General features: G+C 45.3%; 13 protein-coding genes. 12 read left to right on the top strand and 1 reads right to left on the bottom strand.

Annotation, left to right across the window (positions count from 1 at the left end):
• Positions 1-148: 148 nt before the first annotated feature.
• The 12 genes from nuoC (at position 149) to ACTXGF_RS23935 (ending at position 15888) form a co-directional block, all read left to right on the top strand.
• Entirely contained in the window at positions 149-1924 is a 1776-nt protein-coding gene (gene nuoC / locus ACTXGF_RS23990; protein ID WP_057758925.1) for an NADH-quinone oxidoreductase subunit C/D, read from the top strand.
• Positions 1925-2071: 147 nt separating this feature from the next.
• Positions 2072-2581: an NADH-quinone oxidoreductase subunit NuoE gene (gene nuoE / locus ACTXGF_RS23985; protein WP_057758927.1), complete on the top strand. Its 510-nt coding sequence runs from the start codon at positions 2072-2074 to the stop codon at positions 2579-2581.
• Complete coding sequence (gene nuoF / locus ACTXGF_RS23980; RefSeq protein ID WP_114700720.1) at positions 2578-4002, top strand: NADH-quinone oxidoreductase subunit NuoF; 1425 nt, start codon at positions 2578-2580, stop codon at positions 4000-4002. The genes nuoE and nuoF overlap by 4 nt, the downstream gene beginning before the upstream one ends.
• Before the next feature lie 10 nt (positions 4003-4012).
• Positions 4013-7081, top strand: a complete 3069-nt coding sequence (nuoG, locus tag ACTXGF_RS23975; RefSeq protein ID WP_443532330.1) for an NADH-quinone oxidoreductase subunit NuoG — start codon at positions 4013-4015, stop codon at positions 7079-7081.
• Between the two features lie 52 nt (positions 7082-7133).
• Positions 7134-8126: an NADH-quinone oxidoreductase subunit NuoH gene (gene nuoH / locus ACTXGF_RS23970; protein ID WP_443532933.1), complete on the top strand. Its 993-nt coding sequence runs from the start codon at positions 7134-7136 to the stop codon at positions 8124-8126.
• A 55-nt stretch (positions 8127-8181) separates the two neighbouring features.
• Complete coding sequence (gene nuoI, locus ACTXGF_RS23965; RefSeq protein WP_010198902.1) at positions 8182-8730, top strand: NADH-quinone oxidoreductase subunit NuoI; 549 nt, start codon at positions 8182-8184, stop codon at positions 8728-8730.
• Entirely contained in the window at positions 8727-9470 is a 744-nt protein-coding gene (gene nuoJ / locus ACTXGF_RS23960) for an NADH-quinone oxidoreductase subunit J (RefSeq protein WP_443532331.1), read from the top strand. Before nuoI ends, nuoJ begins: the two co-directional genes overlap by 4 nt.
• A gap of 98 nt (positions 9471-9568) precedes the next feature.
• Positions 9569-9877 (top strand): NADH-quinone oxidoreductase subunit NuoK, encoded by a 309-nt coding sequence (gene nuoK / locus ACTXGF_RS23955; protein ID WP_025653102.1) that lies wholly within the window; start codon positions 9569-9571, stop codon positions 9875-9877.
• A 4-nt stretch (positions 9878-9881) separates the two neighbouring features.
• Entirely contained in the window at positions 9882-11756 is a 1875-nt protein-coding gene (gene nuoL / locus ACTXGF_RS23950) for an NADH-quinone oxidoreductase subunit L (protein ID WP_201555952.1), read from the top strand.
• Between the two features lie 2 nt (positions 11757-11758).
• Positions 11759-13384 (top strand): NADH-quinone oxidoreductase subunit M, encoded by a 1626-nt coding sequence (gene nuoM, locus ACTXGF_RS23945; RefSeq protein WP_201567164.1) that lies wholly within the window; start codon positions 11759-11761, stop codon positions 13382-13384.
• A gap of 3 nt (positions 13385-13387) precedes the next feature.
• Positions 13388-14866: an NADH-quinone oxidoreductase subunit N gene (locus ACTXGF_RS23940; RefSeq protein WP_443532334.1), complete on the top strand. Its 1479-nt coding sequence runs from the start codon at positions 13388-13390 to the stop codon at positions 14864-14866.
• 191 nt (positions 14867-15057) lie between these two features.
• A complete protein-coding gene (locus tag ACTXGF_RS23935; RefSeq protein ID WP_443532935.1) occupies positions 15058-15888 on the top strand; it encodes a ferredoxin--NADP reductase in 831 nt (276 codons plus the stop codon).
• Between the two features lie 107 nt (positions 15889-15995).
• Here ACTXGF_RS23935 and ACTXGF_RS23930 read toward each other — a convergent pair whose 3' ends face one another.
• Positions 15996-16775, bottom strand: a complete 780-nt coding sequence (locus ACTXGF_RS23930) for a hypothetical protein (protein WP_227676866.1) — start codon at positions 16773-16775, stop codon at positions 15996-15998.
• Positions 16776-17255 lie beyond the last annotated feature (480 nt).

The raw sequence follows: 17255 nt of genomic DNA, 5'->3' as shown, positions 1-17255 counted from the left end.
CAAACAGCATTCAGACTTATAGCAACAGTTTCAATATTTTATGCGCTTATCATAGTTAGGTTATGATTAACATAGCTCAGTTATGGTTGACATAGTTCAGTTATGACTAACATAGTTCAGTTATGATTAATGAAGGAATACATCATTCATGGTCACGGTAGTCGAAAACATAGATCCTAAGATCAAGCCCGTCCCAGCAGTCATCACAGAGCTGGAGCAAAAGTATGCTGGTAAATTTGTCGTGCAGCAGACTGTGGATGAGATTCCAACGGTTTGGGTGGCGCGTGCTGATTTATTAGATATTCTCTTATTCTTGCGCAAACTGCCTAAACCTTATGTCATGCTATTTGACTTGTCAGCGATAGATGAGCGTTTACGCCAGCATCGCGCGGGTTTACCTGACAGTGACTTTACGGTGTTTTATCACCTAATGTCGCTTGAGCGCAACAGTGATGTACGTATCAAGGTCGCGCTGAGCGAAGACGATGTCAATGTACCGAGCGCCACCAATATTTGGCCAAACGCCAACTGGTATGAGCGTGAAGTGTGGGACATGTTTGGTATTGTCTTTACAGGTCATCCGCATTTGACCCGTATTTTATTACCAAAATACTGGGAAGGTCATCCACTACGTAAAGAGTATCATGCACGCGCGACGGAATTTACCCCGTACTTCTTGAATACGGCCAAGCAGCAATACGAGCAAGAGAACCTGCGTTTTGTTCCAGAAGAGTGGGGCATGAAGCGTTCAGGTCGTGATGAAGATTTTATGTTCTTGAACATCGGTCCTAACCATCCCTCTGCTCACGGTGCCTTCCGTTTGGTATTACAGCTAGATGGCGAAGAAGTCGTCGACTGTATCCCTGATATCGGCTATCACCATCGCGGCGCAGAAAAGATGGCTGAGCGCCAAACTTGGCATTCATTTATTCCTTATACCGACCGTATTGATTATCTCGGCGGTGTAATGAATGAGCTGCCATACATCATGTCAGTCGAAAAGCTGGCTGGAATCACTATTCCACCGCGCGCTGAAACCATCCGCGTGATGATGAGCGAGTTCTTCCGTATTACCAATAACTTACTATTCGTTGGTACGTTCATTCAGGATGCGGGCGGTATGACCCCTGTATTCTATATGTTTACCGATCGCCAAAAAGCCTATGACGTGATCGAAGCTGTGACTGGCTATCGTATGCATCCAGCTTGGTTCCGTATCGGCGGTACGGCTGCTGATCTACCACGTGGTTGGCAGCGCTTGGTGCGTGAGTTCTTAGATTGGATGCCAAAACGCTTGGACGAATATGTCAAAGCGGCATTACAAAATAGCGTACTCAAAGGCCGTACCCAAGGTGTTGCTCAGTATAATGCCAAGCAAGCACTTGCTTGGGGCGTCACGGGTGCAGGTCTGCGTGCGACAGGCGTTGACTTTGATTTGCGTAAAGCACGTCCATACATGGGCTATGAGAATTACGACTTTGAAGTGCCAGTCGGTTACAACGGTGATGCTTATGATCGCTGTATGGTAAAAGTCGAAGAGATGCGTCAGTCATTGCGTATTATTCGCCAGTGTATGGATAACATGCCACAAGGCCCTTATAAAGCCGATCATCCACTAGCGGTACCACCGCCGAAAGACCGTACATTAAATGATATTGAAACGCTGATTAACCACTTTATCTCAGTATCTTGGGGTCCTGTGATGCCAGCGGGCGAGTGTACGACGATTGTAGAAGCGACCAAAGGTTTGAACAGCTATTACATCACTTCAGATAAGGCGACGATGAGCTATCGTACCCGTATCCGTACGCCGACATTTGCGCATTTGCAACAGATGCCATCGGTGATTAATGGCTCGCTCGTCTCTGATGCCATTATGTATCTGGCATCGATTGATATTGTGATGGCGGATTGTGATCGTTAAAGCCGCTGCTTCAAAAGTATTTGTTCATCAATATATTATTGCCTGATGGCACACCAAAATGCTGTTACTCGTCAATATACCCACAGTTTTAATCAGACTAATATTGGCTTGTGATAGAGCAGGATGAGTGAGGAAAGACAGAAGATTATGAAAATTGTTTCCGACAAAATGCCAAAAGTAGATGTGGAAAGCATTCTCACCAGTGATGAAATCGCTGCCATTCATGAGTTTATGCACCATTACCCACAGGCGCGTGCCGCCTCGCTAGATGCACTAAAAATCGTGCAAAAGCGTAACGGCTGGGTTGATGATGCGCAAGCAAATGCCATTGCCAACATTCTAGATATCCCGATGTCAGATATGGATGGGGTTGCGACTTTCTTTAACCGTATTTATCGCCAACCTGTCGGTCGCCATGTGATTCTCATATGTGACTCTGTGGCGTGTTATTTGACAGGTTATGAAGCGCTGTCAGCTGAGATTAGATCGCAGCTGGGTATTGAGTACGGTCAAACTACTGCTGATGGTCGTTTTACCCTATTGCCAATTTGCTGCTTGGGCAACTGCGATAAGGGACCAGCGGTACTGATTGATGAAGACACTTACGGCCCTGTCCAGCCATCTGAGGTCGCGCAATTATTGGAGCTATACGCATGAGTTTAACGATTTCAGAGCAAATTGCTCGTCGCGGTCAAGGCCAAGCGCCAAGCCAGCTAAATGCACAGCGTGTTCCAATCTATGGTGATAAAGCGACAGCCACTAGCGAAACTAAGCCTTTGACTTGGCGTTTGGCGCATCACGATGCGGTGCTTGATTTAGCTACTTATGAATCTCTAAAAGGCTTTACGGGTCTAAAAGAAGCGCTATCCAAATCGCCTAAAGACGTCGGCAATATGATTAAAGCTGCCAATGTTCGAGGTCGCGGTGGTGCAGGTTTTAATGCTGGTCTTAAATGGTCATTTATGTCACCGCCGGATGGTTTGCCGCGTTATCTCATCTGTAATGCGGATGAAATGGAGCCAGGCACGTTTAAAGACCGTTTGCTCATGGAGCGTCTACCGTTTCAGCTGATCGAAGGTATGCTAATTACCGCTCATGCGATTGGTGCCACTGACGGTTATATCTTTATCCGTGGTGAGTATATCTTGGCCGCTGAGCGTTTGGTCGCTGCTATCGAAGAGTGCTTGGCTAACAATCTAATGGGCGACAATATTTTAGGCTCAGATTTTAGTTTTAATCTGCATGTGCATACGGGCGCTGGACGTTATATCTGCGGTGAAGAAACAGCGTTAATTAACTGTCTAGAAGGTCGCCGTGCTAACCCACGTACTAAGCCGCCGTTTCCACAAATCTCTGGTGCATGGGGTCGTCCAACGGTTGTCAACAACGTTGAAACTCTGTGTAACATGCCAGCGATTTTGAATCATGGCGTTGAGTGGTATCAGTCGTTATCTGAAATCAAAGGCAAAAGTAAAACGCCAGGCACCAAACTATTTGGTTGCTCAGGTTTAGTTAATGATCCAGGCCTTTGGGAATTACCGTTTGGTTATACAGCTCGCGAAATCATTGAAGATTTAGCGGGTGGTATGAAAGATGGTAAAACGCTGAAAGCTTGGCTGCCAGGCGGCGCCTCGACTGACTTTTTGACCGCGGAACATTTAGATGTAGTGGTAGATTTTGACACCATTCAAAATGCTGGTAGCCGTATGGGTACAGGTCTCATTATGGTCGTCGATGAATCACAAGACATGGTGCCATTACTGCGCAACCTTGAGATTTTCTTTCAGCGCGAGTCATGCGGTTGGTGTACACCATGCCGTGATGGTCTACCATGGGGTGTTAAATTGCTTACCGCCATCAATGATGGTGAAGGGCAAGTGGGCGATGTCGAAAAACTAGAAGGCCTGACACGTGACTTATGGATTGGTAAAACATTCTGTGCGCATGCCCCAGGGGCGATGGAACCACTAATGAGTGCGATTAAATATTTCCGTCCAGAGTTTGATCAAAAAATCGCGCAGGCGGTTGGTGTCGATGTTATTGATGCTGCAGCCAACCAACAGCCAGTAGTGAAATAAGGAGAGCGGCATGGCAGTCATACATATTGATGGAACCACTGTCGAAGTAGATAGCGCAGATAACTTGCTACAAGCCTGCTTATCACTCGGCATTGATGTGCCGTATTTTTGTTATCATCCAGCCCTTGGCTCAGTAGGCTCGTGCCGTCAGTGCGCAGTCAAGCAATTCCAAAATAAAGAAGATATGGAAGCGGGTCGCGGTCGCCTTGTGATGTCTTGTATGGTCGCTCCTGGCGATGATATGTACATCTCTGTGACTGACGATGAAGCCAAAGCATTCCGCAAGTCGATGGTTGAGCTACTCATGACCAACCATCCACATGACTGTCCAACTTGTGAAGAGGGTGGACATTGTCATTTGCAGGACATGACCTATATGTCAGGTCATAGCCGTCGTCGCTATCGCTTTACCAAACGCACGCATCATAACCAAGAGCTTGGGCCATTCATCGCGCATGAGATGAACCGTTGTATCGCTTGCTATCGTTGTGTACGTTTTTATAAAGACTACGCGGGCGGCGAAGATTTGGGTGTTTATGGCTCAAACAATCGCGTTTACTTTGGCCGTGATAAAGATGGTCAGTTTGAAAGCGAATTTTCAGGTAACTTGACTGAAGTTTGTCCAACAGGTGTGTTTACTGATAAAACCCATTCTGAGCGCTACAACCGTAAATGGGATATGCAGTATGCGCCAAGCATCTGTCATGGTTGCTCGGCTGGTTGTAATATTTCACCGGGCGAGCGTTATGGTGAATTGCGCCGTATCGAAAACCGTTATAACGGCGAAGTAAACCGCTATTTCTTATGTGACCGTGGCCGCTTTGGTTATGGCTATGTCAATCGTGATGATCGTCCAACCCAAGCGCTTGAACGTATCAATGATAAGCATGTCAAAATCAATATTGACTATGCATTAGATGAAACCATCAAACGTATCAAAGATAAAAAAGTCATCGGGATTGGCTCACCACGCGCCAGTTTAGAGACTAACTTTGCGCTAAAAAATCTGGTCGGCTTTGATAACTTTTCAACAGGTCTGAATCATCAGCAGCAAGCACTGGTCAATAAATGTATCGAAGTGCTCAGCACTGAAGGCATTTATAACCCTAGCATGACTGATATCGAAACGCATGATGCGGTATTGGTATTGGGTGAAGACATCACGCAAACTTCATCACGTGTCGCACTGTCAGTACGTCAAGCGGCAAAAAATGAAGGCCTAAAAATGGCGGCGGCGCTGCAAACACAACCTTGGCTTGCTGAACCAGTTAAGCGTATCGCTCAAGATGCGTTAAGCCCGGTCTATGTCATCGATGTAACGCAAACTAAGCTAGAAGATATCAGTAAAGTGAGCGTAGTGGCGACCCCTGAAGACATCACTAAACTTGGCTTCAAGGTTGCTGATGAAATCGCTAATTTCGCTGATGATTTAGCAGACATAACAGATCCGCAAGCAGCTGATGCAAGTACTGAAACTGACGGTATGCAAGCACTGGCACAGCAAATCGCTTATGACTTGATTCAAGCTGATAAGCCTTTAGTTGTCTCGGGTAGTAGCTTGTCTTCTACCGCATTGATAGAAGCAGCAGCACAGATTACTCAAGCGTTGACCCAAAAACGCGCGGCAATCAAAGCGACTGAGCAGCAGCAGGTTGAGGCACATAATGCCAAAGTACAGGCAGCGCAAGCAAAAGCGGCTAATGACCAGCCTGAAGAAGACCAAGATTTATCTGCCAAGCCAAACAAACCTGAAACAGGCGTCAATACAGAAGCTCAAGATGATGTCGAACGTGAGCCTGCTGAAAACCTTGAGTTAAAAGAAATTAATGATAAGTATCAGGCACAAGCAGGTATCTATCTAACGGTTCCTGATGCCAATAGCATGGGCGTTTGTATGCTTGGTGGTCAGTCAGTTGAAGAACTGCTAGCGACTGATTACGATGTGGTTGTGGTTGCAGAAAACCAGCTAACAGATGCGATTGATGCCAATAAATTGACGCAGCTATTGACTGATAAAACAGTCATCGCATTAGATCATCAGCTCCTTGATTGGCATAAAGACGTCGATATTGTATTGCCAGCGGCTAGCTTTGCAGAAGCAGATGGTACATTGATATCGGCTGAAGGCCGTGCGCAGCGTTTCTTCCAAGTTTACGATAATGAATACTACCATCCGATGAGCAGTATTAAAGAAGGTTGGCGTTGGATACATGCTGTACATAGCAGCATTGAAGGTCGTGATGTCGATTGGACGCAGCTAGATGATGTAATCAATGCATTGATTGCCACCCATCCTAAACTTGCGGGTATTAAAGGCGCTGCGCCTGATGCTGATTACCGTATAACGGGTCTGAAAATCGCGCGTCAACCGCGTCGTTATTCAGGTCGTACTGCTATGCGTGCGCCAATCTCAGTGCACGAGCCAATGCAGCCAAAAGATTTGGATACTGGTCTAACTTTCTCAATGGAAGGTTATAGCGGTAAAGAAACGCCAAGCTCGATGATTCCTTTTGCCAATGCAGCAGGTTGGAACTCACCGCAAGCGTGGAACAAATACCAAGACAAAGTCGGCGGTCATTTGAAAAATGGTGATCCAGGTGTGCGTTTGTTCGATCAGCTAGCACGTTTGGAAACACGCCAATATGTGGCGCCAGAAGCGATGTCTTCGAATACAACTGACTTGCAGCAAGGCCAAGCCAAACTGGTGCCGATTCATAATATCTATGCCAGCTCAATGATGGCATCACGCAGCCCAATCGTCGCAGAGCAACTACCTGTTGCAACATGGCGTATCGGTATAGATGATGCCAAAGACTGGAATATTGTGGCTGGTGATTACTTGGCGATTGAAATTGACAAGCAACAAATGACCTTACCAGTACAGCTGGTCGGTTATTTGGCAGAAGGCTGTATCGGTTACCCAGTTGGGCAGGTGAGTATCATTCATCCATCAATGCCAGCGTCGGTGCGTAAAGTAGATGCACCAGTGACGATGATGGGTAGCATGGCTAACGATATGATGAACAATAACGATACAGCGCAAATTAACGCAGCGCCGACCACCACACAGGAGGTGTAATATGCAAGTTACCCGTATTATCCCTGATGTGCCAAGCTTTTTGGCCAATAGCATGAGCTTTGATACTTGGTCTATTCTGTTTTTGGTGGCTCAATCACTAGTCATCTTTTTAGTCGTGGTATTGGTTGCCGCGATGATGATTATTTATGAGCGCCGTATGTTGGCCTTATGGCAAGATCGTTATGGTCCAAACCGTGTTGGGCCTTTTGGTTCGTTGCAGCTAGTCGCCGATATGCTAAAAATCTTCTTTAAAGAAGATTGGACACCAAACTTTACCGATAAGTTTATGTTCACCTTGGCACCTGCGGTCGCGATGTTTACTGCCTTGGCTTCATTTGCCATTATTCCTATCTCGCCAACGCTTGGCGTGGTTGATTGGGATATTGGTATTCTGTTTTTCTTTGCCATGGCTGGTATTGCTGTTTACGCAGTGATGTTTGGTGGTTGGGCATCTGCCAACAAATTCTCGCTACTCGGTGGTTTGCGCTCAGCTGCACAGACAATCAGTTACGAAGTGTTTTTGGGTTTGTCGTTGATGGGCGTTGTTGCGCTAACAGGCTCATTTAACTTACGTGCTATTGTCGAAGCGCAAGTAGACGGCTGGTATATCATTCCGCAGTTTTTCGGATTCTTAACCTTTGTGGTGGCTGGTGTTGCCGTCACACATAGACATCCATTTGACCAACCAGAAGCAGAGCAAGAACTGGCTGAAGGTTATCATGTCGAATATTCTGGCATGAAGTTTGGTATGTTCTTCATTGGTGAGTATGTCAACGTTGTCTTGATTTCTGCTTTGATGACTTGCTTGTTCTTTGGCGGTTGGCTTGCGCCGTTCAATTTAGATATTCCATTTATTCCACCAGCTTTTTGGTTCATGATTAAAACGCTGTTCTTTATGACCATGTTTGTTTTGGCTCGAGGCTCACTCATGCGTCCGCGTTATGATCAGGTGATGAACTTTGGCTGGAAAGTATGTCTGCCCGTAACCTTGATCAATCTGTTGATTACTGCTGCGGTCATTTTGATCTTTTCCCCAACGTTATAGTCATTACTAGCCATCACTGATGAACTAGGGTAAAGCTGATAAGGATAATAATCCCATGTTTACTACCATAAAAAAGACCGTCATTGGTATATTTACCATTGTCCGCAGCATGTGGATGGTCAATAGTCATGCGCTCAGACCGCGTGATACCATCCTTTATCCTGAAGAGCCGGTACCTGTACCGCCGCGTTTTCGTGGACGTATTGTCCTAACGCGTGATCCTGATGGAGACGAGCGCTGTGTCGCTTGTAACTTGTGTGCGGTGGCATGTCCGGTAGGGTGTATCTCATTACAAAAAGCCGAGCGTGAAGATGGACGCTGGTATCCAGAGTTTTTCCGTATTAACTTCTCACGCTGTATCTTTTGTGGATTGTGTGAGGAAGCCTGTCCAACGACAGCGATTCAAATGACCCCAGATTTTGAGCTGGGTGAATATAAGCGCCAAGATTTGGTCTATGAAAAAGAGCACTTGCTCATTTCAGGACCAGGTAAATACCCTGATTATAACTATTATCGTGTGACAGGTATGGCGGTAGCAGATAAACCAAAAGGCGCAGCACAAAATGAGTCTGCCCCGATTGATCTAAGGAGCTTGCTACCATGATGAATATTTTGAACCATCCTGAACTGGCTGGGTTTTATTCGCTTGCAGCAGTGGCGATATTTGCCAGTTTGCGCGTAGTGACTCAGGCCAATCCAGTGCATGCTATCTTATCGATGATTGTGTCGTTATTGGCAATTGCTGGGATATTTTTTGTATTAGGTGCGCCGTTTGCAGGAGCATTAGAGATTGTTGTCTATGCTGGTGCCATTATGGTGCTATTTGTCTTCGTCATTATGATGCTTAATTTGGGCATGAGCAATGATGAGCGCGAAGAGCGTTGGCTCGATGCAGGTACTTGGGCGATTCCAACAGGATTGACGATAATCATTGCCGTTGTGCTCTATGCGATGATTGGTCTTAATCACGATGAAGCTGTCATGATGGGTGGCACGACTATCTCTGCCAAAGCAGTCGGTACGGTGCTATTTACCAAATACATTATGCTGGTTGAAGTAGCAGCATTGCTATTATTAGCAGCCTTGGTCGCCGCTTATCATTTAGGTAAAGAGACAGTCGACGATGAGGTCATCGGTAATGATAGCCAAAACTTCAAGCCAAGCGTAGGTAGTATCAAACAATACGACAATGATAGTACGCTTACACAGCATGATGGCGTAGAAATGGCTAAGCCTTACGAATATAAAGATGTTGACCCGCATGACTATGTTGGTATGAAGGTAGGCATGAGGGCAGGTAGTCAAGTAGGTGCGAATAAAGTTACGCGCAAGGAGTCAGACTAATGGTACTAGCAGCAAGCGTGGCACAAGATGTGTCAAACGTGCCGTTTGCCCACGAGGTGGCAGGCTTAGTACAGCCAGTTGCTGAGGCGCAAAATGTGCTGGGCATGATACCCATGAGCCATGGACTGATTTTGGCAGGTATTTTATTTGCTATCGGTCTGTGCGGCGTCATGGTACGACGTAACTTCCTGTTTATGCTAATGAGTCTTGAGATCATGATGAATGCGGCAGCATTGGCATTTGTAGTAGCAGGTAGTCGCTGGGTCGATCCAGACGGACAGATTATGTTTATCTTTATTTTGACCTTGGCTGCGGCTGAAGCGTCAATTGGTCTGGCAATATTATTGCGTTTTTATCATCAGCGTGGGCATCTAGATGTCGATAGCGCCAATGAGATGAAAGGATGATGTCATGAGTTTATTACCATTAACCTTTATATTCCCGCTCATTGGCTTTTTGATTTTAGCCTTTATGCGCGACAAATTATCAGAGACGGTCGCAGCGATTGTTGGCGTGGGTAGCATGCTGTTATCAGCACTATGCACGCTAGTGGTTAGCTATACCTTTTTGACCACCAATCCAGCTGGAACGGTAGTAGAAGTTCCGCTATGGACATGGTTCCAAGTTGGCGATTTTGCCCCACATTTCGGTTTGAGCTTTGATGGTCTTGCATTGACCATGACAGGTGTTATCACTGGGATTGGCTTTTTGATTCATCTGTTTGCTTCTTGGTATATGAAAGGCGACACTGGCTTTGCTCGTTTCTTTAGCTATATGAACTTGTTTGTGGCTAGTATGTTATTACTGGTGCTAGCAGATGATTTGTTCTTGCTATATCTCGGTTGGGAAGGCGTGGGTATCTGTTCTTACCTATTGATTGGTTATTATTACCATGACAGAGCCAACGGACGCGCGGCGATGAAAGCCTTTACCGTTACTCGTGTCGGTGATGTGTTCTTAGCCTTTGGTTTGTTTTTATTATTCCGCGAATTCGGTACGCTTAATATTCAAGAAATTATTACGCGCGCGCCAGAAGTATTCGATGTTAATAACCCAACGATGATGCTAACGACTATGATGTTGGTCGGCGGCGCGATGGGTAAATCAGCCCAGTTGCCACTACATACATGGCTTGCTGATGCGATGGCAGGTCCAACACCAGTATCGGCATTGATTCACGCCGCAACAATGGTGACGGCAGGGGTTTATTTGATCGCCCGTCTACATCCATTGTTTGAGCTGACCCCAGGTATCTTATTGTATTGGGTGGGCGGCGTAGGGGCATTGACATTGGTCGTTGCTGGATTCTGTGCACTCGCGCAAACAGATATCAAACGTATTCTTGCTTATTCGACCATGAGTCAAATTGGCTATATGTTCTTAGCACTTGGCGTGGGCGCATGGCAAGGCGCAATCTTCCATCTAATGACCCATGCTTTCTTTAAAGCATTGCTGTTCTTATCATCAGGTGCGGTCATCCTTGCGGTACATCATGAGCAAGACATCTTTAAGATGGGCGGTCTGCGCAAAAAGATCCCATTGGTATTTTGGTGTTATATCATCGGTGGCGGCGCACTCGCTGCGATACCTTGGGTTACCGTTGGTTTTTATTCTAAAGAAGCAATTCTTTGGGAGACGTATGCCACAGGTCACTTAGTACTATTCTATATGGGTGTATTCGGTGCATTCTTAACCGCGATTTATACGTTCCGTATGATTTGGATCATATTTTTTGGCGAAGAAAAAACCCATGCCCATAAGCTATCAGGGGTGTCGTATTGGTTACCTTTAACCGTATTGCTAGTGTTATCTACCGCCGTTGGTGCATGGATTACGCCACCATTAGATGGTGTATTGCCAGAGAGCGTTGGTCATCTATTAGAAGTTGCTGGTCAAGCGCATGCTAAGCACACCGCAGAGTATATCGCGATGGGTGCCATGGCAGCAGGTTTGATATTGGCCGCACTGTTGTATGTCGTCAATAAAGGTCGCATGCTTACTAGCTTTAAGCGCTCACGTATTGGTGGGGCACTATATCACTGGTGCTACCATGGCCTAGGCTTCGACGCGCTATATGATGTAATTTTTGTAAAACCCTTTTTATTCATCGGCCGCTTATTAAAAGCCGACCCTATCGATAAAACGTGGTTGCTGTTACCTAAGCTGGCCTCAGCTGGTAATAAAGTATTGTCTGCGACACAAACAGGGTCTCTTCGAGGTTATGCCACAAGCTTTGGCTTGGGTATGGCTGTATTGCTAGTGCTGGTAATGATGACGGTGGTGTAAAGATGATTGAGTTACAACAAACGTGGATGCTACCAGCATTAATCGCAATTCCTTTTATTGCAGGATTGCTATGCTGGGTGGTAGAGCGATTTAATAAACGTCTGCCGCGCTGGATTGCCTTGATCGGTATGATGTTGACCTTTGCTTTGTCATTGGTGCTTTGGCAGCAAGGTAATTTTAGCGGTATGAGTCAGCAGGTCATTGCGCCAGATGCTACCGTGCCTTGGGTCGCGGAGTTCAGTGTGCCGTGGATACCGAGCTTTGGTATTAGCTTTCACTTAGCGCTAGATGGTTTGTCACTGATGATGGTGGCCCTAACAGGGTTGCTTGGTGTGGCAGCCGTTGCTTGTTCATGGAATGAGATTCAGCGCCGCGTTGGCTTTTTCCATCTGAACTTGCTATGGAGTTTGGGCGGCGTCATCGGTGTTTTCTTAGCGATTGACCTATTCTTATTCTTCTTCTTTTGGGAGATGATGCTGGTTCCTATCTACTTCTTGATCGCGATTTGGGGTCATGATGTGGTTGGCAAAACCAAAGAATACGCGGCCACCAAGTTCTTTATCTATACCCAAGCGTCTGGGCTTATCATGCTCATCGGTATTTTGGTATTGGTCATTATCAGCTACGCCCAAAAAGGGGTAGTGAGCTTTAACTATAATGACTTGCTCGGTACGTCACTTGGCGGCTGGGAATATCCAATCATGCTGTGCTTCTTCATTGGCTTTGCGGTGAAGTTGCCAATCATTCCTTTCCACGGCTGGTTGCCAGATGCGCATGCGCAGGCACCAACAGCAGGTTCGGTGGATTTGGCAGGGGTGCTCATTAAAACTGCTGCATATGGTTTGATTCGTTTTGTGTTGCCGCTATTTCCAGCAGCCTCACAAGAGTTTGCGCCGATAGCGATTACCCTAGGTACGATTGGTATCTTCTATGGTGCTTGGCTTGCGTTTATGCAGACCGATATGAAGCGTTTGCTGGCGTATACCAGTATCTCGCACATGGGTTTTGTGGTACTAGCAATCTATGCGGGAACATTACTCAGCTTACAAGGTCTGATGATTCAGATGCTTGCTCATGGTTTGAGTTCAGCCGCATTGTTCATTATGGCAGGACAGCTATATGAGCGTCTGCATACACGCGATTTGACCTTGATGGGTGGTATGTGGGGACAGTTCCGCTACTACGCACCGATACTGATGTTCTTCTGTGCCGCGCTGCTCGGTATTCCTGGTACGGGTAACTTCATTGGCGAGTTTATGATTTTATTTGGCTCATTTGCTCAGTATCCAGTATTCGTGGTTTTTGCGACATTCAGTTTGGTATTAGCAGGTCTTTACTCATTGATTTTGATTCACCGCGCACTATTTGGTGAAAACAACATCGCCGCATTGGCAGAGCGAGAGACTAAGTCACATGGCTTACCTGCACGTAAATTAAAAGATTTGGGCAAGCGCGAGCTGTCATTACTACTGATGTTAGCCGCTGGTTTGGTATGGCTCGGACTGTACCCACAGCCGTTCCTTGATACCTCAAGTCACGCTATGCAGTGGATCAATAACGCATATATATACAGTCAAGTGACACAGGTAGATGCGTCGCAGCTGCTTGATGTAATGGAGGCACGTTAAGTCATGAATGATATTACGATGAATGATTTGATAGGATTGTTGCCTTACGCGCCGATTATCGCCGTAGTGATTACGGTACTGACGGTTATGATCGCGATTACCTTTAAACGCTCGCATATGGTCACTGGTACGATTACGGTGGCAGGCTTAAACATTGGTCTATTTACCCTTATCGGGCAGATGATCGGTGTGATTGACAGCGGATCTATCGCGCCAAATGCTGAGCAGTTATTTGTCATAGATAACTTTGCTCAGTTTAATATGGTGGTGATTTTTATCTGTGCCTTGGCTTGTTGTACGCTATCTTATGCGTATCTGGCCAACCTCAAAGATAACAAAGAAGAGCTGTACTTGCTCATGCTGCTATCGACCATTGGTGCACTGCTTATGGTAAGCGCGCAGCATATGGCGTCATTCTTTATGAGCCTAGAGATGCTGTCAGTACCACTATATGGTTTGCTTGCTTATACTTACATGCGCAACCAGTCACTTGAGTCGGGATTGAAGTATTTAGTATTGTCAGCGACTGCATCAGCGACGTTGCTGATGGGTATGGCCTTTATCTATGCAGAAGTAGGCTCACTAGCATTTAAGCCAATCAGCATGGAGCTAGGCAATATCTTTGAGTCGCCATTACTGATATTAGGTGCGGCAATGATGATGTTTGGTATCGCCTTTAAACTCTCGGCTGCTCCTTTCCATATATGGACGCCAGATGTTTACGAAGGTGCACCAGCGCCTATCGCTACCTTTTTAGCATCAGTATCAAAAGTGGCGATGATGGCACTAGCCGTGCGTTTCTTAATCGATACTGCTTTGCTGGCATTGCCATCAGTGCAAATGCTATTGATGGTCATGGCAACGTTATCTATCTTGGTAGGTAACTTGTTGGCAGTACGTCAAACTAGCCTCAAGCGTCTACTCGGTTACTCATCTATTGCCCATATGGGTTATGTGATGATCGTGATTGTTAGCATTGGCTCGGCCGCTGATAGTATCTCTAGTATGTATATGGCAGTCTATGCCTTTACCTCTATCGGTGCCTTTGGGGTAGTGACGTTGATGTCGAGTCCGTATCGCTTATCTGGTGAAGCCGATGAACTGACGCATTATCAAGGACTATTCTGGCGTCGTCCAGTATTGACCGCTGTGATGACCATCATGATGTTGTCATTGGCTGGTATTCCGTTGACGGCAGGCTTTATCACTAAGCTATTTGCTATCTTAGCAGCTGTACAAGGCACCAACTGGTTCTTGGCAGCGATGATTATCTTAGGCAGTGCGATTGGTCTATTCTATTACTTACGTGTGTTACTCACGCTGTTCAAACGTCCTAAGCAGTTCATCGAGTTTGACGTGTCTGGGCAATGGGGTATTCGTACCGGTGGTATCATGGTCATTGCTGTGACGGCGATTATTCTATTCTTTGGTATCTTGCCAAATAGTATGATTGAGTGGGCAAGTTTGGCTCGCATTTGGTAATGTCGCTGAGTCAATACAACAGATAAGTCGCTGCGATCTATCTGTTGTTACGGTTAAAAAACCAAGATGCGCCAGCTTTATGATAAGCTTGGCGCATCTTTTTTTATGCTTATCTTTTTGGCATTTATCTTCTTTTGCCTATCAAAGATATCTTATAAAAATACAGTTTAATAAAGTATAAGTGACGAATAATTATGAGTGATAATATTCAAACCGTAACGGTGCTCAGCAAAACCACATGGACGCCAAACTTATTTAGCTTTACCGTCAGCCGTCCCGATAGTTTTAAGTTTACAGCGGGGCAGTTTGTACGTTTAGGAGTCAATCCTAGTCAATTAAAGTATTATCAACAGACTGATGCAAGTGATGAAACTGCTGATGCCGCATTGAGTGAAGATGTTTTTCGCGCGTATTCGATTGTCTCTTCACCCTTTGATGAGGTGATAGAATTCTTTTCTATCGTAATTCCTGACGGTGCATTTACCTCGCAATTGCAGCACCTACAAGTGGGCGATGAGCTACTGCTTAATACCATGCCATTTGGGTTTTTGACATTAGCACGTTACCAAAAACCATTGCCAAAAGACTTATGGCTGCTAGCAACAGGCACTGGCTTAGCACCGTTCTTATCGATGCTACAAGATTTAAAAACATGGGAAGATTACGAGCACATTGTATTGGCTTATAGCGCACGCTCGCTCGATGAACTTGCTTACGTCGAGAAAATAGAGAGTTTACAAGAAGATTTTGGCGCGCTGGTTGATAATCCAGCAAAGCTCATCTTTATCCCAATCGTCACTCGTGAGCCTGTTGAAGGTGCATTGTCAGAGCGTCTGCCGAAGCTATTACTAGAAGGCACATTAGAGAAGCAGGCGGGTATTGCGTTGGATATCGATACTACCCATGTCATGCTATGTGGTAACCCAGATATGGTAGAAGATACCAAAGAGGCATTAAAGACATTAGGACTGGTGATGAATCGCCGCGGTGAAGGTAATATTGCCGTAGAGAACTACTGGTAGTTGACGACTTCAATAAAAAACGCTGCATCTATAAGGCCAAGAACCTCTAAGATGCAGCGTTTTTTTATGGGATAAAACATTGTCTTATGGGATGAAACATTAGCGACTTACTCTTGGCTTGGCTCAGTCGCATCATCTACAGGGTTGATAGGACCTTGCATCAATTCAGGATCGTCATCATCACCGATGATATCTTCGTTACTGCTGGCCGCCAGTAAATCACGATAGTTGATTTGAGCCTTCAAGATCATTTGCTCTTCTTCTAGCTCGCCATAATTTATCTGCACCTTATGCAAAGTACTCATGATTTTTTTGTTGTTTTTTAACCAACGATGGATATCGAGATAAATCACTTCGTCTTTTGCGCGAGCAATATTGACGTATGACAGAATAAATCCTAAAGGGTCTTTTTTGAGGACGCTATGATAAAACCAAATCGCCAGTTTGACACCTTGGCGTTTCACGAAAGATTCGCAGCGCAGATTTAAGATATCGGTATAAGTTTGCTGACCAAATACAAAGCGTTGTACATTGCGATCGAGCTGAACGTGAACTAAGCTAAAGTTACTTGCTACCTCGGCATAGATGCCGCCTGCATTGACAGTGCAGTACAAACGAAACCAATCATCATGCATCTCGACGCGTAGCTCTAAAATGGCTTTTACATTGTCGGTGACGAATGTTTGTAATGCATCATTAACGTAAGTCTGTGCCACTGGCAATGACAACTCATCTTCGAACTTGTCCGTCGTCTTATTATAGATATCTTTAACCGATTGGGCGATACGCTCCCAACCACTGCCGAATGACTCGTCAAAACGATAGCCAATACTCTCGAAGAACTCATCAAAATTGTCTGAATTATTCACGTTATCAAAGTCACTCAAACTTATTATCCTTATAGGGCGCGTCATTCAATCGGTGACGTAAAAATGGCTAAACAAACTTTGCAGGCTATCGTTAATTTAAACGAATGCTAATTATCTATAATTTCTGAATATCTACGACTATTAGTAATTTTTATACTGATAGGTAGCAAAAGCGAAAAACTGACCTCTGATACTAGTGCACAGTAAATCTGCACTTATTGTGCTGCTTGATCATCTGCCGTGCCTAATCAAGACGATGCACAGTTCTGGTTGTTGCAAAGTATCGTGCTACTAATTCTATTGTGCTAAAGCAGTATATAACAAATATAGTGGCTTCAAAATGAACACATGCGTTTTATAGCAATTCATTTGGTATAGACAGTGTTTCGTCTGCCTTATATATTCTCAAGCGCGCGTTTTTCAATCAGCGGATAAGGTTACCAATACTGTATGGCAGATGTCAAAATGCCGTCTCAGTGCTTATACTGGCGACATAAT

The sequence above is a fragment of the Psychrobacter sp. 1Y6 genome, from assembly GCF_052258385.2.
In the GTDB taxonomy this organism is placed as follows: Bacteria; Pseudomonadota; Gammaproteobacteria; order Pseudomonadales; family Moraxellaceae; genus Psychrobacter.
Note: the sequence above shows the minus strand (reverse complement) of the source record. Positions and strands in the feature narration are given on the sequence as shown.